This window comes from Mycobacterium sp. SMC-2 (genome assembly GCF_025263485.1).
GTDB lineage: Bacteria > Actinomycetota > Actinomycetes > Mycobacteriales > Mycobacteriaceae > Mycobacterium.
In genome coordinates this window covers 2,283,492-2,301,783 of sequence record NZ_CP079863.1, presented here as the reverse complement: position 1 = coordinate 2,301,783, position 18,292 = coordinate 2,283,492, and the positions used below count along the sequence as shown (strand labels likewise).

Genomic DNA, 18,292 nt, shown 5'->3' with positions numbered 1-18,292 from the left:
AGGTTAGTAGACAGTGACGGCTGTCACCTCGGAGGGAACGCAAAGGAGCGTCTATGACACTTCCTGAGTCAACCTCAGGCTGTTTGTGGCAACAGTCTTTGTGTTCCGCCGTGGAGGTTGGGGTCGTAGGGGCGGTGGTCGTGCCAGCAGCGGTAGATGACGCGGATCCAGGCGCGGGCGAGGATACGTACGGCGTGAGGGTGGTCGTGTCCGCGAGCGCGGGCTCGGGCGTAGATGTCGGCGGCCCAAGGACTTTGGTGACGACTGTTGTCGGCGAAGGTGGTCAGTGCCCGGCGGAAGCGTTTGTTGCAGGCCCAGCGGAAGTGCACGGCGTGCTGTTTGCCGGAGGCTTTGGTCACTGGAGTGGCTCCGGCCAGAGCCGCTACGGCGTCGGGTCCGTCGTAGGCTGCCCGGGAGTCGCCCCACTCGGCGAGCACCTGGGCGGCGTTGATCTGACCCGACCTTGGCAGCGACGTGAAGATCTCGGCGTCCGGGTGCTTCCCGAGGCGGGCGATGACGGAGCGGTCGAGAGTTTTGGCGGCGCTGTTGAGGGCCTCCAGCACGGTGACCAGGGCTCCTACGGCGTCGGCGACGGCGACCGACAGGGTGGGGTCGGTGGTGCCCGCGGGGTCGCGCGCAGCCGGCCCAGCAGCTCGCTGGCTGGCCGACGGCCGGAGTAGCCGTGCTTGGCCAGGAACGCGGCCAGGCGTTTCTCACCGAGGCGCGATGTGCTGCCCGCAGTGGGGTACTGGCGCAGGAACGCCAGGCTGATCGGGGACTCGATATCGGCGAAGATCGCCTTGGCGCCGGGCCAGTGGTCATCGAGCAAGGCGCTGAGTTGGTTGGTGGCCGATACCCGCATGGCGACGATGTCATCGCGGGTGCGCACTACCGTGCGAAGTGCCTTGGTCTGAGCACTGTAGGGCGCTACGGGATGCAGTCGGTGGTGGCGCAGTCGCAGGTACTCGGCGATCACCAGTGCGTCGCCGGCGTCGGACTTAGCGCCGGAGATGACTTCGCCGTCGCGCCAGGTTTTGATGGCGTTCGGCGATACCGGGATGACCGGGTGGCCGGCCTCGAGCAGCAGGTCGACCAACCGCCCATTGGGTCGCTCGATCCCGATGTGTATCTGGGTGGGATCGCCGTACTTGGCGAGTCTACGGATCAGCATGGCAATGCCTTCCGCAGTGTGGTCAATCATGAACTGTGCCAATACTTTTCCCACCGCAGACAGCACGCACACAGCATGTGCGGCAGCGGCCCAGTCCAAACCGACGTAGATAATTCCTGTGGTGTCTTCCGGCAACGGATCTCCTCAACTTGGCAGCGACGACGCGGCGAGGGGATCGACCACCGGACGGTCACTAACTGGCGCTCTGCGGCGCGTCTTCCTGATGCCGGTCTGCGACCCCGGGAGGACCGAGGGCGGCGGTGTCATACAGGCCCTCAACGAGCGACCACCACTGGCCGTCACCTCGGCCCCCGCCGAGTCCCTTCAACGAATGCCCATCAGACATCCGCCGAAAGGATGGTGCCCTAGTGACCGCCACGATCAGCACCCCGCAGTACCTGCTGGACCAGGCGCGGCGCCGGTTCACCCCGACGCTGAACACCATCCCGGGGATGGGTGCGGTCGAAAAGCGGCTACTTGCCCACGAGTGGGACACCAAAGTCCTGGCCGAACCGCCCGCCGGCAGCGGCCTCAAGCCCGTTCTGGGTGACGCCGGCCTCCCGATCCTGGGCCACATCATCGAGATGTTCCGGGGCGGGCCGGACTACGCGCTGCACCTGTATCGCACCCGCGGCCCCCTGCACTTCCTCGACTCGCCGATCATGCCCGCGGTCACCGCGCTGGGGCCCGACGCCACCCAGGCGGTGTTCTCCAACAAGAACAAGGACTTCTCGCAAAAGGGCTGGCACCCGGTGATCGGCCCGTTCTTCAACCGCGGCCTGATGATGCTGGACTTCGAAGAGCACCTGTATCACCGGCGCATCATGCAGGAGGCCTTCACCCGCGGCCGCCTCACCGGCTACGTCGAGCACATCGACCGGGTGGCGAGCGACATCGTCGCCAACTGGCCGACTAACGACGCGCGGTTCCTTTTCCACCCGGCGATGAAGGAACTCACCCTGGACGTGGCGTCGCTGGTGTTCATGGGACACGAGCCGGGCACCGACCACGACCTGGTCACCAAGGTCAATCAGGCTTTCACGATCACGACGCGCGCGGGCGGCGCGATCATTCGGCAGCCGCTTCCGCCGTTCAAGTGGTGGCGCGGCCTGCGGGCCCGCAAGCTGCTCGAGGACTACTTCATCGAGCGGGTCCGGGAGCGGCGCCACGCCACCGGCAACGACATGCTCACCGTGCTCTGCCACACGGAAGACGAGGACGGCAACAGCTTCACCGACGAAGACATCGTCAACCACATGATCTTCCTGATGATGGCCGCCCACGACACGTCGACGTCGACGACCACCACGATGGTCTACAACATGGCCGCCAACCCGGAGTGGCAGGAGCGGGCGCGTGAGGAGTCGGCCCGACTCGGCGACGGACCGCTGGACATCGAGGCGCTGGAGAAGCTGGAGACGCTCGAACTGATCATGAACGAGTCCCTGCGCATGGTGACTCCGCTGCCGTTCAACATGCGGCAGGCCATCCGTGACACCGAGCTGCTGGGGTACTACATCCCCGCCGGGACCAACATCACCATCTGGCCCGGCATGAACCACCGCCTGCCCGAATTGTGGACGGACCCGGACAAATTCGATCCCGAGCGCTTCGCCGAGCCGCGCTCCGAGCACAAGAAACATCGGTATGCCTTCGCGCCGTTCGGTGGTGGAGCGCACAAGTGCATCGGCATGGTGTTCGGTCAGCTGGAGGTCAAGACCGTCGTGCACCGGCTGCTGCGCCGCTACCGGCTGGAGCTGGCCCGGCCCGGCTACCAGCCGCACTGGGACTACGGCGGCATGCCGATACCGATGGACGGCATGCCGATCGTGCTGCGCCCGCTGTGATCTTGTCGCGAGCAGACGCAAAATCTCGCCGTGCGGCTGCTTGGCATGCGATTTTGCGTCTGCTCGGCAACTCGAACTAGGCGATCAGCCGGTTGGCGCACGCGATCACCGCGCGCAATGCCGACTGTGTCGGATCCTCGCACCAGCCCATCGCCCATTCCATGCGGGCCCCGTCGCTGCCGCAGACGAACGTGGCGGTGTGCCCGGCCGAGCGCAGCTGATGAAACTTGAGGATCTCCACCGGGATTCCGCGCTCGTGCAGCATCGCGCTGAGTGCCGCGATTGGGCCGCTGGCGGCGGCGGTTGCCGTGCTGATGCGATCGCCGACGGCGATCATGGCCCGGAAGTTGCGCGGCTGCGGCCCCAGCCGTCGGTCGGTGTCGGTGCACGCCCAGTTGCGCAAGCGGACGGGGCCGGCCGTGGGGCTGTAGGTCGCGACGAAACGCTCCCAGGTCATCGCAGCCGCCTGCTCGCGCAGACCGCGGGGCAGCGCGGCGCCGAACTGCTGGGCGAACCAGGCTGCGGCGACGCATTGGTGCGCAGGGCCCGGTTCCGTAAAGGAAAGAGTCATTGTGCCGGTCTTCTTCGGTCAGAGAGATTGACCGACGGCAGTAGCTTCCGACCCACAGCGGGGGGTCGGTCTAGGTCAGACCCCGCTGCGGGTGCTCGCTACTACTGCACGCTCGAGAAGACGCACGAGCGACGACATTAGCCGCCCACAGGCCTGACGTGCAACTTCGGCCCCAGCGCCGGGATGCAAAGGTTTCCGAAATAAATCTGGAATTCGAGTTTAGGCGGGCTTTCCGGTGGGTATTGGTGTCGCTTGCCAGGGTGATGGGACCACCGTTTTGCCATGAGCATGGGACCGGTTGTTTCCGGTTGCTGGCCGTGGGGTGATGGTGACTGATGACCTGGCTGCTGGTCAATTCGGCTGGTCCGAATTGACCGGCTTTCGAGGACGGGGTTTCTGGCGTTGCCGGTAGGACTCGCCCTCGACGACGAGTTCGTAGGCCGCGGATTGGAGCCGGTCCATCGCCGACTGGGCCAGGAGTGGGTCGGCCATCATGGTGAGGATCTCCGGTGGTTCGCGGTTGCTGGTGATGACCGTTGATGCGGTGCGGTGGCGTTCCACGATGAGCTCGTAGAAGTCATTGGTCTCGGTGGCCTCAAGCCGGTGCAACGCGAGGTCATCGATGATGAGCAGCTCGACGCGGTGTAGTTTGCGCATCTCGTCTTCATAGCTGCCGTCTAGCCGTGCTCCGCGGAGGCGTTTGAACAGTTTGTCGGCGCGTTCGGTATGCACGCTGTGGTGACGTCGCACGGCGATGTGGCCTAATGCGTTGGCCAGGAACGTTTTTCCGACTCCGACCGGTCCCATGATGAGCACGTTGTAGGCGTCGGCCAGAAACCGCAGCGAGGTCAACTCTGCCCATAGTTGGCGGTCGTAGCTGACCGCGGCGGTGTCATCCCAGGCCTGCAGCTGCATCTGCGGATCCAATTGTGCTGTCTTGGCGCGGCGGGCGGCGGACTCGCGGTCGCGGCGGGTGACCTCATCGGCTAGCAGCATTTCCAGGAAGTCGTGGTGTGGCAGCCGATTCGATCGTGCCAGCGCGAGCCGTTCGGGCAGGGTGTCGAGCAGGCGGCCGAGCTTGAGGCGGCGCATCAGCGCTTTGAGGTCTGCAGACACCTCGATCGGCTTGACCGCGGGGGTGGCATCGGGGCGGCGGGTTGTGCTCATGAGGGCCTGCGCACCGCGAAGTCGGTGGCCGCGCGGACGAACCGCGACGCCTGCGGCGGGTTCGGGATCAGCGGCAGCTGTGCGCCGGCACCGCGGGTAAGCATGCGCTCGATCAGCCCGACGTCGATGACCTCGGCGTCCAGCGCGCGCTGGCAGGCGTCATCGACCGCGTCGGCGCCGTGGCGGCGCACCAGTCCCAGGAGTCGGTAGACCTGGCGCATCTTGGTCCACGGCAGCGGATGCTCCAGCACCGCCGCCGCGTAGGCGCCGACATGCTGCCCGTGTGCGGATGCCTTGCGCTGCAAGGTGTTGATATCTCGCATCGCATAGACCGACACCTCGGCCGGTAGATCAGCGGGGTCGGTATGGCGGCGTCCTGGCGCCATGACCGGATGGACCTTGATCAGCTCACCGCGCCAATACAGCTTCACCGTGCGCGCATCCACCCGGGCATCCAGCCGGCGCCCAATCAGCTCACCGGGAACGCTGTAGAGCGCCTTGGCGACCTGCACGTGCCGATCGGGAGCCACCTTGGGCCGGCTCCAGGTCGGGATGTCGAACACCTCGTCGGGTGCCGGTTTGAGGTGGGGTAGCTCGTCGGTGGCGAATACCTCGGCCGGGCGCAGCCGAGTGGTGCCGTGTATCCGCATCCCCGCCACCTGCCCACACCACTGCTCGGCTCGTGCCCGGCAGTCACTCAGATTCCGAAAGTCTTCTCCAGCAAAGAAATTCGACCGAACATATTGGACACAGCGCTCAACCCTAGGCTTGTCGCGCGGGCTGCGGATGCGGGTGGGGTCCACGACGAAGCCCCGCGCCTGAGCGTATTCGCGGAAGGCGTCATTAAGTTTCGGATCGGTCGCATCAGCCTTGTCGACGATGGCCTTCATGTTGTCGGGGATCGCCACCGCGAACACCCCGCCGAAGAATGCCCACGCGGCCTCAAACCCGGCGATCACCTCGTGAAGCGTCTGCCGGTAGGTCGGCCAGACGAACATGTGCCGCGAATACACCGCAGTGAAGATCAACCCCTGCACTACCCGCCGGCGGCCATCCGCGGCATCAGTGAGCATTCCGAGCCGACCGAAATCGACCTGCAGTTCAGCACCGGGCTCGCAATCGGCCACCGGCACCGTGGCCTGCCGAATCCCGAACCCCAATTCCGTTGTGGCATAGCGATGCAACGTTCGATACGACACCACCACGCCCCGACGCCCAAGCAGCGTGTGCACCTTCGTCAGAGTCAAGTCTTGCTTCAGCCACGCCTTGATCTGCTCGTGCTGGGCGGCGATGGTCTCCCAGGCCTGGCTCTTGCCGTTGGGCCGACTCGGCCGCACGCCGGCGATCACCGCCGCCAACAGCTCGTCGGTCAACTGACACCCGTCGCCGTCACGGTCCAGCCCGCACGCGCGGGCGCGGTCCACATACCGGCGCACCGTTTTGCGGTCCGTGCCCGATAACCGGGCCACCTCGCGCAACCCATGACCCTGCAGCCACAACCGCAGCATCTCCCTGACTTCGATCACCGACACCTCCCGGTAGCTCATTCGGCCAATACAGCGGCCGAGCAACCGGAAGCCCCCAACGCCACGCCGGGGTGGTCCCATAACTGGCAAAACAGCTAGCCAGATGGTCCCATCACTGGCAATCGGGTGGTCCCATGCTCATGGCAAAACCGGCGCCGAGCTGGTCCCTTATTCCTGGCAGCCGACATTGGGCCGGGGCAACGGTCGTTGAACGGCTGTGCAACAACCCCTCAAAAGAATGATGAAAGCAGGCTCATCATGCAGGCGAAAAGCGCTACGAAAGCCCTGAAAACTGCAGCGGCGGCCACCGGGGTGGCCGCGGTGTTATTACTCCCGACAGGATGTGCTTCATCGGCGGCTGGCAGCGGAGGACTCGTCGGTGGGGCCACCAGCGGCGGTTGTGTAGTCAGCGCGCTTGGGATCTGCGTCTAGCTGATTAAGACGGGCAACCCTAGGGACCGCAGCGTGGGGGACGGTTCCCGGGGGTTGCTTGCGTTTTACCCAGTAGGCCCGGCCGACGGATCGAACCGGAGGTAAGCCTGGATCGTCGTCCCGCTCGCGGTGGTGTGGGTGCGCACCAGGTCCGAGACGGCGTTGACCAGGTACAGGCCGCGGCTGGCGGGGCCGCGCGGCCCCGGGTCCATCCGGCCCACCAGCGGATCCTCGAAGCATCCGGTGTCGCGTGCCTCGCACACCAGGTATCCGTCGTCCCGCCAGAACGCGAGCTGGCAGGCGCCGTCGGTGTACATCAAGCTGTTGCTGGCCAGCTCGGTGGCGACCAACTGCAGGTCCTCGATTCCGTCCTCGGACAACCCGACCCACCCGGCGTAGTCGGTAGCGAACGACCGCGCGGGGCTGAGGTCCGCCGACTTCCTGACGGTGTAGGTGACGGCCCCCGGGTTAGCGGGCAGCGGCCGGTTGCAGCGCCGCAGGGCGGCATCGGGCGCATACTCCGCGCTGCGGTGCAGCGCGCCGCCCCGCCACAGCAAGGGGTGCGTCGCGCGCGCGTCCGCCAGCACGTCGTCGTCGAGCCGACTGCCGTCGTACAGGCACAAACCGGTCACCTGGTAGCCGTCCATGGCGGTGTTCACCAGCGCCTCGTGCTCCACACAGGCCACCAGTTCCTCCTCGGTGCGGCCGGGCCAGGCGAGTTGACTGACGATGCGCACCCGTTGGTCGGGGTGGTCGTCGACGAAAGACCCCTCCATCGCCATGAGCCGGCTCGGGTTGCGGGCGATCTCAGTGATGTCGACCATTTGCAGATCGGCCGGCAACCCGGGCAGCGCGTCGTCAAGCAACGCCAACTTGTCGGACGGCACCGCGACCATCACCGCCTCGTCCATCGCCAACCCGTCGCTGACGAAGCGGGTCACGAAATCGATGTACTCCTGCTGGGATTGGTAGATGAGTGCGGAGTGGACGAATCCGAGCTTGCCGACTTCGGTGCCCGCGGTCACTCCAGCACTCTCGCTTTCAATCACTAATGCCAACCCCCTGCTGGACCAGCCGCCTGCGTTCTTCCTCCCCAATACCCCCGACGGGCTCTCGCTATACCGCGCTGCACATCACATCTGTGACTCAGTACTCGCTACAACCACCAGGAGGCGGCGGCGTCCAGGTGACGGCGAACGCGATAGCGGGCCAGGCTCTCGTCGCCCGCCTCGATCGCGTCCGCGATCCGCAGGTGAGCGTGGTGCACGGCCAGGACGTCCGCCCAAGCTGGGGACGGCTGGTCAGTAGTCGACCAGTGCCGCCGAAACAACTCGACGAGGATGCGTAAGAACAAGTCGAGCAGCGTATTGCCGGCCAGTTGGGCCAGTCCGACGTGGAACCGGAACTCCTCCACCGCGGCGACGGCCACATCGCCAAACGCTTCGTCCACCTCGCACCGATGGGCGGCCAGAAAGTCGGCCACCCCGGGTTCGCCGCGCCGCTTGACCACCTTGGCCACGTTGTCGATCTCGATGGCGTCCCGGACGCACTGTAAGTCTTCGCGGCTCGGGTCGCGGTACTGCAGGTACAACGCGATGGTGTCAATGCTGGCCTGCGCCTGGGGCTTAGCGATGACCAGCCCACCGCCGGGCCCGCGGCGCATGTGCGCAATGGAGTGGTATTCGAGCAGTCGCACCGCTTCGCGGAGCACCGCGCGGCTCACGCGGTAGCGCTCCAGCAGGGCGGTTTCGGTGCCGAAGACCGAACCGACCTGCCAGCCGCCGGCCGCGATGTCGTCGCCGATGGTGGCCGCCAGCATTTCCGCCAGCTTGCCGCGGGGGACCTCGATGTTGAGTGGCCGCGGCTTGCGCCTTCTCGCGGTGCCGGAGTGGTGATGCTGCAGCCAGGCGGTCACGGCCTCGACGTGACGTTCGCTGAGCGTCTTGGCCCGCGCCGAGTCGCCGGCAGTGACGGCCGCGACGACCTCGGAGTGGTCGATGTGCATCCGGTCGACCGCCTCGATGGCCTCGGAGGCGGTGTCCGTCCGCGACCGTAGCGCGTAGCGGGTGGTGAGCCGCACCAGCACGTCGATAAACAGTTGCAGGACGGGGTTTTTCGATTGCTCCGCCAAGGCGATGTGGAACTCGTCCCGCGGCGCCGGCAAGCCCGGTTTCCACTGCTCTTCGCACCGCAGCACCGCCCGCAGCCGCGCAATGCCCGCTTCGTCGATCCGTTCCGCGGCCAGCGAGGCCGCCAATGGTTCGAGCACCAGGCGCGCGTTGAGCAGGTCGCCCAGCGTCGTGCCCAGGTATTCGAGATAGATGACGACGGCACGGGTGGCCGGGCCGGCGTCGGGCTCGCAGATGATCAGTCCGCCGCCCGGCCCGCGGCGCATCCGGGCGACCTGATGGTGTTCGACGAGCCGGATGGCCTCGCGCAGCACCGAACGACTCACCCCGAAGCGCTGTTGCAACTCGTGTTCGGAGCCCAGGGATTCGCCGGTGGCCCAGCCCCGGCGAACGATCTCCGCCTCGAGGTCCCGCGCGATCTTGGAAGCCAGTTTGTCCGCGGTGCCGGCAGTCATATCAGGACCGAAGATCAAGTGCCACAAGTGTTTTCAGCATGTGAGCAACATGCAGCCGGCGACGGGCCCACCCCCCACGGACACGACCCCAACGTCCGGGCGATGCGACACCTGCCGCTCCCCCGCCTCGCCGCGCAACTGCAGACAACCCTCGTGCAACGCCCAGTAGCCGTGCATGCGCCCGGCCGACAGTTGGCCGCCGTAGGTGTTCAGGGGGAGTTCACCGTCGCGGGCGATCCGCGCGCCACCCTCGACATACGGCCCGGCCTCGCCGTCGCCACAGATGCCCAGGGCTTCCAGCCACGCGAGGGTCAGATAGGTGAAGCCGTCGTACAGCTCGGCGACCTTGACGTCCGACGGCTTCAGCTCCGTGCGTGACCACATCTGCGCCGCCGCATCCGACATGGCCATCTTCGGGTAGTCGGCGCGGTGGAACCAGCCGCCGGCGCCGTCGGAGCCGCCGATCGCCTCGACGGCCACCGCGCGGTGGCCGCAGTCACGCGCGTACTCCGCGTGCGACACCACGACCGCGATCGAGCCGTCGATCGGGACATCGCAGTCCAGCAGCCCAAACGGGGTGGACACCGGCCGCGCGCTCAGGTAATCGGCCATCGTCATCGGATCGCGGTACACGGCGCGCGGATTCAGCGCGGCGTTGCGCCTGCCGTTGAGCGCCACCCAGCCCAGCTGCTGCTTGGTGGTGCCGTACAGCTCCATGTGACGCCGGCAGTTGAGCGCCAGCCAGTTGGCGGCGGAGTATGCGTTGGCCGCGACCAGGTCGTTGACGTCGTCCATCGCGCCGACGGCCGGCCGTTCCGCACCCACCGGCGCCTCGAACATTCGCGCCAGCGGCGGCGCCGGGGCGTCCTCCTGCGGCTTCACCGGGACAGTGCCCCCGAGCATCTGGATGGTCCGGTACACCACCACATGGCGGGCGCGGCGCTCGGCGACCGCGCGGCACGCCGACATCACCGGGCTGAGCAAGCCGCCGGTGCCGAAGCCGGACCCGCAATCCGCCGCCTCGATCCGCAGTCGGGCATTGACGTCCTCGGCGGGGGTATCGCCCAACGTCGCTATGCCGTCGATGTCGGAGGGGCGCAGGCCGGCGTCCTCGATGGCGGACCGCACCGCTTCCATGGTCAACTCCACGCCCGCGATGCCGGTGCGACGACCGATCCGCGAGATGCCGATGCCGGACAGGATCGCGTCCTTCTCGAAATGCGTCATGCACACCGCCCGTCAGCCCACAGCCCCGCATCGGATCAATTGAGTGTACTGTATTCGTCGTGCCGGACGAGCCGCTGCTCATCGAATACTGCGAGGACTGTGCGCGCTGGGTGCATCCGGCGAGCGGCGAGTGCCGCGCCTGCGGCGGCAAGCTGGTCGCGCGGCCCGTCTCTGGACGCGGCACGGTGTTCACTTACACGGTCAACTACCACCCGTATAACCCGGAAATCCCCGTCCCGTACGTGATCGCCATCGTCGAACTCGCCGAACAAGAAGGCCTGCGGGTGGCCGCCAACATCGTTGGCTGCGAACCTGATTCGGTCAGGTGCGGCATGCCCGTCACACTCCAGCCGGAAAAGGGCAGCGGCGGCGCACCACAGTTCGCCCCGGCCTAGCACCCGGCGCCCCACGCGCAGAGCGTCCACAGAATGCCGCCGTGCGCGGCGTGTCGTCGTACAAACACGGACGCTCGCGGGAACGAGCAGGAACAGGAAGGGCGTTAGTTGATCAGCGGGTCACGCGGCATGCCGAGGATCCGCTCGGCGATCTGATTGCGGGTGACCTCCGAGGTGCCGCCCGCGATCGCCATGCCGCGGGCCCCCATCGCCAGGCGGCCCACCACCGCACCGGGTCCGTCCATCAGCGCGACCTCGGGCCCCGCCAGCGCCGCCCAGATCGCGGCGCCGTCCACCATGTGCTCGGCCAGCTTCAGTTTGGTGATGTTGCCTTCGGGCCCCGGCCCGGCGCCCTCGACACTGCGGGCGGCGCGACGCAAGTTCAGCAGCCGCAGCGCGTGATCGTCGGCGAGGAACGAGCCGATCCGAATCGGCGCCCCCGCCAGGCGATCCGACTGCTGCGCGAGCTGCACCAGGGTGGACGCCAAGCCCTCGTAGAACGATCCGCTGCCGCCGATGCTGACCCGCTCGTTGCCGAGCGTCGCGCGCGCGACCGTCCACCCCGAGTTGGGCACCCCGACGACGTCCTCGTCGGGGACGAACACGTCGTTGAAGAACACCTCGTTGAATTCCGACCCGCCGGTGATCTGCCGCAGCGGCCGCACCTCCACGCCAGGACCCTTCATGTCGATGATCACCGTGGTGATCCCGGCGTGCTTGGGGGCCTCCGGGTCGGTGCGCACGGTGGCCAGGCCGCGCGCGCAGTATTGCGCCCCGCTGGTCCACACCTTCTGCCCGTTGATCTTCCAGCCGCCGTCCACCCGGGTGGCGCGGGTCTTGACGGACGCCGCGTCGGAGCCGGCCTCGGGCTCGGAGAACAGCTGGCACCAGATCTCTTCTTGCCGGAGCGCCTTCTCCACGAACCGTTCGATCTGCCAATCGGTTCCGTGCTGGATCAGGGTCAGGATCACCCAGCCGGTGATCGAGTAGTCGGGCCGTTTGATGCCGGCCGCGCGGAATTCCTCCTCGATGACCAACTGCTCGACGGCATCGGCGGCGCGGCCCCATGGCTTGGGCCAGTGCGGCATGACGTAGCCCGTTTCGATCAGCTTGTCGCGTTGCGCCTCTTTGTCCAGGCGCGCGATCTCGGCGGCGTCGGCGTGGATCCGGGTGCGCAGCTCTTCGGCCTCGGGCGGCAGGTCCAGGCTGTTCTCCCGCTTGGCGCCGGCGGCGGTGCGCTCGAAGACATCCCGGGCCGGCGCGTCGCCACCGAACAGCGCCGCGACCACCAGCGCGCGGCGCAGGTGCAGATGCGCGTCGTGCTCCCAGGTGAAACCGATGCCGCCGTGCACCTGGATGTTCAGCTCGGCGTTGCGCGCATAGGCGGGGAACGCCAGGACCGCGGCCACCGCGGCGGCCAGCCGGAACTGCTCCTCGTCCTCGGACGCCGCGCGCGAGGCATCCCACACCGCCGCGACCGCCGACTCGGCGGCCACCAGCATGTTGGCGCAATGATGCTTCACCGCTTGGAAAGTGGCGATGGTGCGCCCGAATTGCTGCCGCACCTTGGCATAGTCGACCGCGGCGTCCACGCAGTCCGCCGCGCCACCCACCGCCTCGGCGGCCAGCAACGTCCGGGCACGGGCCAGCGCCGACGCCCGCGCGCCCGTCAGGACGTCGTCGGGGCCGACATTCACGTTCTCGAGGCGGACGCGCCCGGAGCGCCGGGTCGGGTCGAAGTTGTTCGGCACCTCGACCGAGACCCCTGCGCGACCGCGTTCCAGCAACAGCACATCCTCGCCCGCGGCGATCAGCAGCAGCTCGGCCAGCCCGGCGCCCAGCACGATCCCGGCGTCACCGTCCGCGATCCCGTTCTTGAGTCGCACCTGCCCGTCCAGGCCGATCCCGGCGGTGACCGTCCCGTTGATCAACCCCGGCAGCAGCCGCGACTTCTGTTCGGCGCTACCGTCTTTGGCGATCACCGCCGACGCGATCACGGTCGGCACGAATGGCCCGGGCGCTACGGCGCGGCCGAGTTCTTCGACCACCACCACGAGTTCGGGCAGTCCGAAGCCGGAACCGCCGTGTTCCTCGTCGATGTGCAGTCCGAGCCACCCCAGCTCGACCAGGTTCTGCCAGAACGGCGGCCGCGACTCCTCGGCGGCGTCGAGCAGCGACCGCGCCGCCCAACGGGCCTTCTGCGACTTCAGGAAGCCGCGGGCGACTTCGGTGAGTTCGCGGTGGTCGTCGGTCAGTGCGATACCCATGAGGGCCCTCCTCGCTACCGGCTGGGTAGCCTGCCCCGCTTCGAGGGGAAGCGGGGCGGCTGCCTAAAGAGTGTACTTAATGCGAGGAGGGCGACCCGTGGGGGTGGCTACTTGGGCGCGAACCGCTGCCCGGCGTCCAGCCGCAGGCACTGGCCGTTGAGCATCGGGTTGTCCACGATCGCCGCCACCAGCTTGGCGTACTCGATCGGCCGGCCGAGGCGCTTGGGGAACGCCGCGTCCTTGGTGAGTGCCGCCGCGAACTCGTCGGGAATACCCTGTGTCAATCCGGTGGCGAACAGGCTCGGCGCGATCGCCAGCACGCGGATGCCCAGCGAGCCCAGGTCGCGGGCCATGGTCAGGCACATGCCGGCGATGCCCGCCTTGGCGGCGGTGTAGGCGACCTGCCCGATCTGGCCCTCGAAGGCAGCGATGGAAGCGGTGTTGATGATGACGCCGCGCTCCTCGTCCTCGGGGTCGTTCTTGGCCATGTGCGCGGCGGCGAGCCGGCTGATGTTGAACGTGGCGATGAGGTTCAGGTCGATCACGGATTGGAAGGATTCGAGGTCATGGGGACCGGACTTCGTCATCGTCCGCTTGGCGATGCCGCCGCCGGCGGTCGTCACGATGACGTGCAGCCCGCCGAGTTCGTCGACCGCTGTTTGCAGCGTCTCCTCGGTGCCCTTGAAGTCGGTGACGTCAACCGCGTAGAACTTGCCTCCGATGCTCTCGGCGACCTCCTTGCCGTCGGAGCCCTCGCGGTCGAGGATCGCGACCTGCGCGCCACGCTCGTGCAACAGCTCCGCGGAGGCGCGCCCCATTCCCGACGCGCCGCCGACGACGACGACCTTCTTCCCGTTGATCTCCATCCGGACCCTTCCTTTCGGGGTTGTCAGATCCCATGCAATTTGTAACGTTACGTAGGCACGCTAGCGTGTCCGCCGCCGAGGGTTGTCGGCGAGCCATGCCAAGCTGATTTCGTGCTCCTCCTCGACGTGGCGACGACCTCGCTTGACGTGGGCGGGACGTCGTCGCGGCTGACCAAGGTCGCCCGTATCGCCGACCTGTTGCGCCGCGCCGCGGACGACCCCGACGGTGTCGCGATCGTGGTCTTTTGGCTCTCGGGCGAGCTGCGCCAGCGCCAGATCGGGGTCGGCTGGGCTTCGTTGCGCTCGCGGCCGCCGCCGGCGTCGCATCCGACGCTGACCGTCGCCGGGGTGGACGCCGGCTTCTCGGAGATCGGGGCGGTGTCGGGCAAGGGGTCGCAGGCGCGGCGCGCCGAGCTCATTGCCGGCTTGTTCGCCGCCGCCACCGACACCGAGCAGACCTTCCTGCTGCGGTTGCTCTCCGGGGAGCTGCGCCAGGGGGCGCTGGCCGGGATCATGGCCGACGCGGTGGCCAAGGCCGCCGACCTTCCGCTGGCGTCGGTACAGCGCGCCGCGATGCTGGGCGGGGACTTGCCGGGCGTGGCGGCCGCCGCCCTGGGCGGCAGCGCCGGGGCGCTCGACACGTTCGCCCTGCGGGTCGGTCGGCCGGTCGGCCCGATGCTCGCGCAGACCGCGACCGGGGTGGTCGATGCGCTGGAACGCCACGGTGGCACAACGATCTTCGAGGCGAAGCTGGACGGCGCCCGGGTGCAGATTCACCGGTCGGGCGAGGACGTCACCGTCTACACCCGAAGCCTCGGCGACGTCACCGCCCGGCTGCCCGAGGTGGTCGAGGCGACGCTGGCCCTACCGGTGCGCGACCTCATCGTCGACGGTGAGGCGATCGCGCTGCGGCCCGACAACTCACCGCATCGCTTCCAGGTCACCGCGTCGCGGTTCGGCCGATCGGTCGATGTGGCTGCCGCCAAGGCGGCGCAACCACTTTCGGTGTTCTTCTTCGACATCCTGCACCGCGACGGCGCCGACCTGCTCGACGCGCCGACCACCGAGCGGCTGGCCGCCCTGGATGCGCTGGTGCCGGCCGCGCAGCGGGTCGATCGGCTCGTCACGTCCGATGCCACGGCCGCCAAGGACTTCCTGGAGGCGACGCTGGCCGCCGGGCACGAAGGCGTGCTGGCCAAGGCTCCGGACGCGCCGTATCAGGCGGGCCGCCGCGGGGCGGGCTGGCTGAAGGTCAAGCCGGTGCACACGCTGGACCTGGTGGTGCTCGCGGTGGAGTGGGGATCGGGGCGCCGAAGCGGCAAGCTCTCCAACATCCACCTGGGGGCGCGCGATCCCGCCACCGGTGAATTCGTCATGGTGGGAAAGACTTTCAAGGGAATGACCGACGCCATGCTGGACTGGCAGACCGTCCGGTTCGGCGAACTCGCCGTCGGTGGCACCGACGGTTATGTCGTGCGGCTGCGACCCGAGCAGGTGGTCGAGGTGGCGCTGGACGGCGTTCAGAAGTCCTCGCGCTACCCCGGCGGTGTGGCGCTGCGGTTCGCCCGGGTGCTGCGTTACCGCGACGACAAGGGCCCGGCCGAGGCCGACACCATCGATGCGGTGCGGGCGCTGTACTAAATCAGGCGCTATTCTCCCTCACCGCGTAGGGTTTCCGCCGTGGCAGTGCAAGCCCGCGACAAAGACGTCAGCTACATCCACACCGACGACGGGCTGCCGCCCGTCGCGATCGTCGACCGCTCCCCCATCACCGTCCGGCACAAGATCGTATTAGCGGCCATCGCCGTGGTCGGTGCCGCTGCGTGGGGGGTCATCGCGTTTGCGCGCGGGGAGACGGTCAACGCCGTCTGGCTGGTGGTCGCGGCGATCTGCACCTACATCATCGGGTTCCGGTTCTACGCCCGGCTGATCGAGCTGAAGATCGTCCGCCCGCGCGACGATCACGCGACCCCGGCCGAGATCCTCGACGACGGCACCGACTACGTCCCGACCGACCGGCGGGTGCTGTTCGGCCACCACTTCGCCGCGATCGCCGGGGCCGGGCCGCTCGTCGGCCCGGTGCTGGCCACCCAGATGGGTTACCTGCCCTGCAGCATCTGGATCGTCCTCGGCGCGGTGTTCGCCGGCGCGGTGCAGGACTACCTGGTGCTGTGGATCTCCACCCGGCGGCGCGGCCGTTCGCTCGGCCAGATGGCCCGCGACGAGCTTGGCGCCACCGGCGGCGCCGCCGCCCTCCTCGGGGCATTCGTCATCATGGTGATCATCATCGCGGTGCTGGCGCTAGTGGTGGTGCGCGGACTGGCCCAAAGCCCGTGGGGGGTGTTCTCCATCGCGATGACCATCCCGATCGCCCTGTTCATGGGCTGCTACTTGCGCTTTCTGCGTCCGGGGCGGGTCGCCGAAGTCTCGCTGCTCGGCTTCGCGCTGCTGATGCTGGCGGTGGCGGCGGGCAACTGGGTCGCCGAAACGCCTTGGGGCACAGCGTGGTTGAATCTGTCGCCGGTGACGGTGTCGTGGTTGATCGTCGGCTACGGCTTCGTCGCGTCGGTGCTGCCGGTGTGGTTGCTGCTGGCGCCGCGGGATTACCTGTCGACGTTCATGAAGGTCGGCGCCATCGCCCTGCTGGCGATCGGCATCTTCGTCGCGCACCCGGTGATGGCGGCGCCCGCGGTCTCGCGGTTCGCCGCCCGCGGGGACGGGCCAGTGTTTCCCGGCTCGCTGTTCCCGTTCCTGTTCATCACCATCGCGTGCGGTGCGCTGTCCGGATTCCACGCGCTGATCTCCTCGGGGACGACGCCCAAGCTGCTGGAGAAGGAAAGCCAGATGCGCTTCATCGGCTACGGCGGCATGCTCACCGAGTCGTTCGTCGCGGTCATGGCGCTGATCAGCGCGTCGATCCTCGACCAGCACCTGTACTTCGCGCTGAACGCCCCGGCCGCACAGACCGGCGGCACCGCCGCCACCGCCGCGCATTACCTCAACGGACTGGGTTTGTCCGGCGCGCCGACGACCGCGGACCAGCTCACCCAGGCCGCTGCGGGCGTGGGGGAAAAGTCGATCGTGTCGCGCACCGGCGGAGCTCCCACGCTTGCGGTCGGCATGTCGGAGGTGCTGAACCGTGTCATCGGCGGGGCGGGTCTCAGGGCGTTCTGGTATCACTTCGCGATCATGTTCGAGGCGCTGTTCATCCTGACCGCGGTCGACGCCGGCACCCGCGTCGCCCGGTTCATGCTGTCGGACACGCTGGGGAACCTGGGCGGCCCGCTGGTCAAGCTGCGCAACCCGAGTTGGCGTCCGGGCGTGTGGCTGTGCAGCCTGGCGGTGGCCGCCGCCTGGGGCAGCATCTTGCTGATGGGCGTGACCGATCCACTGGGTGGGATCAACACCCTGTTTCCGCTGTTTGGCATCGCCAACCAGCTCCTCGCGGCGATCGCGCTGACCGTGATCACCGTGATCGTCATCAAGAAGGGCCTACTGCGCTGGGTCTGGATTCCGGGGCTGCCGCTGCTGTGGGATCTGGCGGTCACGCTGACCGCGTCGTGGCAGAAGATCTTCTCGGCGGATCCCAACGTCGGCTATTGGACGCAGCACTTCCAATACCTGGCGGCGCGAAACGCCGGCAAGGCGTCGTTCGGTTCGGCCAAGAACGCCCATCAGCTCGACGACGTCATCCGGAACACCCTCGTCCAGGGCACCCTGTCCATTCTGTTCGCGCTGGTCGTCGTCATCGTGTTGATCGCCGGAATCTTGGTGGCCTACGGCGCCATTCGCGGCAATGGCCGTCCCCTGACCGAGGTCGAACCGGTGCCGTCCCAGTTCTTCGCCCCGTCGGGCCTGATTCCCACGGCCAGCGAGCGCGAGGTGCAACGGCGGTGGGACGCGGCCAAATCGGTTGTCGGCAAACCGCTTTGATCTAGACCGGGTCGAAACCTGATATCGGCCACCGTCCGTCGGACCTTGTCCAGCGTTACCCGCACGCTCGACGCCGTGTACACACGGGCGCGTCGGCGCCTACGATCGTCGTCTGGTTGACGAACAGCAGAACCACCCCGTGGCCGGGCCCCGCCGACACCGGCGCCGCGGACTGGACACTCGCCACCGCGGAGATGTGTTTCCGCTTCGAACCGGGGATGACCACGTCGTGGGTCAGCGACGTGTAGGCGTCTTTGAACCGGCCCGCCACCAGCTCGCGCGCGGCCCCCACGTCACGCTCGACCG

At 67.8% G+C, this 18,292-nt stretch carries 14 protein-coding genes and 1 pseudogene; 4 read left to right on the top strand and 11 right to left on the bottom strand.

Annotation, left to right across the window (positions count from 1 at the left end):
* Positions 1 to 74: 74 nt before the first annotated feature.
* Entirely contained in the window at positions 75 to 563 is a 489-nt protein-coding gene (locus KXD96_RS10980) for a transposase (protein WP_260739794.1), read from the bottom strand.
* A 14-nt stretch (positions 564 to 577) separates the two neighbouring features.
* A complete protein-coding gene (locus KXD96_RS10975) occupies positions 578 to 1,225 on the bottom strand; it encodes an IS110 family transposase (protein ID WP_260745249.1) in 648 nt (215 codons plus the stop codon).
* Between the two features lie 314 nt (positions 1,226 to 1,539).
* Here KXD96_RS10975 and KXD96_RS10970 point away from each other — a divergent pair, with 314 nt between their 5' ends.
* Positions 1,540 to 3,018: a cytochrome P450 gene (locus tag KXD96_RS10970; protein ID WP_260744577.1), complete on the top strand. Its 1,479-nt coding sequence runs from the start codon at positions 1,540 to 1,542 to the stop codon at positions 3,016 to 3,018.
* A 76-nt stretch (positions 3,019 to 3,094) separates the two neighbouring features.
* Here the strand turns inward: KXD96_RS10970 and KXD96_RS10965 are convergent, their stop codons facing one another.
* The 6 genes from KXD96_RS10965 to KXD96_RS10940 form a co-directional block, all read right to left on the bottom strand.
* Positions 3,095 to 3,589, bottom strand: a complete 495-nt coding sequence (locus tag KXD96_RS10965) for a homocitrate synthase (protein WP_260744576.1) — start codon at positions 3,587 to 3,589, stop codon at positions 3,095 to 3,097.
* 351 nt (positions 3,590 to 3,940) lie between these two features.
* The gene (istB, locus tag KXD96_RS10960; RefSeq protein WP_260737101.1) at positions 3,941 to 4,756 is read right to left on the bottom strand and encodes an IS21-like element helper ATPase IstB; all 816 of its coding nucleotides are present in this window, start codon (positions 4,754 to 4,756) and stop codon (positions 3,941 to 3,943) included.
* Entirely contained in the window at positions 4,753 to 6,303 is a 1,551-nt protein-coding gene (gene istA, locus KXD96_RS10955; protein ID WP_260737107.1) for an IS21 family transposase, read from the bottom strand. The genes istB and istA overlap by 4 nt, the downstream gene beginning before the upstream one ends.
* A 476-nt stretch (positions 6,304 to 6,779) precedes the next feature.
* On the bottom strand, positions 6,780 to 7,763 hold the full coding sequence (locus tag KXD96_RS10950) for a sensor histidine kinase (protein WP_260744575.1): 984 nt from the start codon (positions 7,761 to 7,763) through the stop codon (positions 6,780 to 6,782).
* Positions 7,764 to 7,870: 107 nt separating this feature from the next.
* Positions 7,871 to 9,298, bottom strand: coding sequence for a FadR/GntR family transcriptional regulator (locus KXD96_RS10945; protein ID WP_260744574.1), 1,428 nt, complete (start codon positions 9,296 to 9,298; stop codon positions 7,871 to 7,873).
* Positions 9,299 to 9,331: 33 nt separating this feature from the next.
* Entirely contained in the window at positions 9,332 to 10,525 is a 1,194-nt protein-coding gene (locus KXD96_RS10940; protein ID WP_260744573.1) for a thiolase family protein, read from the bottom strand.
* Between the two features lie 59 nt (positions 10,526 to 10,584).
* Between KXD96_RS10940 and KXD96_RS10935 the strand changes: the two genes are divergently transcribed.
* Positions 10,585 to 10,920, top strand: a complete 336-nt coding sequence (locus KXD96_RS10935) for a Zn-ribbon domain-containing OB-fold protein (protein WP_260744572.1) — start codon at positions 10,585 to 10,587, stop codon at positions 10,918 to 10,920.
* Between the two features lie 104 nt (positions 10,921 to 11,024).
* On the opposite strand, the gene KXD96_RS10930 is transcribed toward KXD96_RS10935, so the two are convergent.
* Together KXD96_RS10930 and KXD96_RS10925 are read right to left on the bottom strand one after the other, a co-directional pair.
* Entirely contained in the window at positions 11,025 to 13,187 is a 2,163-nt protein-coding gene (locus tag KXD96_RS10930; protein ID WP_260744571.1) for an acyl-CoA dehydrogenase, read from the bottom strand.
* 107 nt (positions 13,188 to 13,294) lie between these two features.
* The gene (locus KXD96_RS10925) at positions 13,295 to 14,053 is read right to left on the bottom strand and encodes an SDR family NAD(P)-dependent oxidoreductase (protein WP_260744570.1); all 759 of its coding nucleotides are present in this window, start codon (positions 14,051 to 14,053) and stop codon (positions 13,295 to 13,297) included.
* A gap of 111 nt (positions 14,054 to 14,164) precedes the next feature.
* On the opposite strand from KXD96_RS10925, the gene KXD96_RS10920 reads away from it, so the two are divergent.
* Both KXD96_RS10920 and KXD96_RS10915 read left to right on the top strand, forming a co-directional pair.
* Entirely contained in the window at positions 14,165 to 15,694 is a 1,530-nt protein-coding gene (locus KXD96_RS10920) for an ATP-dependent DNA ligase (protein WP_260744569.1), read from the top strand.
* Positions 15,695 to 15,733: 39 nt separating this feature from the next.
* A complete protein-coding gene (locus KXD96_RS10915; RefSeq protein WP_260744568.1) occupies positions 15,734 to 17,986 on the top strand; it encodes a carbon starvation CstA family protein in 2,253 nt (750 codons plus the stop codon).
* Position 17,987: 1 nt separating this feature from the next.
* On the opposite strand, the pseudogene KXD96_RS10910 reads toward KXD96_RS10915, so the two are convergent.
* Positions 17,988 to 18,290: pseudogene (locus KXD96_RS10910) on the bottom strand (hypothetical protein); the annotation flags it as partial.
* Positions 18,291 to 18,292: the final 2 nt, after the last annotated feature.

Excerpts from the sequence above, each read along its gene's own strand:
- istA (WP_260737107.1), bottom strand. The coding sequence starts at position 6,303 with ATGAGCTACCGGGAGGTGTCGGTGATCGAAGTCAGGGAGATGCTGCGG.
- KXD96_RS10940 (WP_260744573.1), bottom strand. The coding sequence starts at position 10,525 with ATGACGCATTTCGAGAAGGACGCGATCCTGTCCGGCATCGGCATCTCG.
- KXD96_RS10925 (WP_260744570.1), bottom strand. The coding sequence starts at position 14,053 with ATGGAGATCAACGGGAAGAAGGTCGTCGTCGTCGGCGGCGCGTCGGGA.
- KXD96_RS10965 (WP_260744576.1), bottom strand. The coding sequence starts at position 3,589 with ATGACTCTTTCCTTTACGGAACCGGGCCCTGCGCACCAATGCGTCGCC.
- istB (WP_260737101.1), bottom strand. The coding sequence starts at position 4,756 with ATGAGCACAACCCGCCGCCCCGATGCCACCCCCGCGGTCAAGCCGATC.
- KXD96_RS10930 (WP_260744571.1), bottom strand. The coding sequence starts at position 13,187 with ATGGGTATCGCACTGACCGACGACCACCGCGAACTCACCGAAGTCGCC.
- KXD96_RS10945 (WP_260744574.1), bottom strand. The coding sequence starts at position 9,298 with ATGACTGCCGGCACCGCGGACAAACTGGCTTCCAAGATCGCGCGGGAC.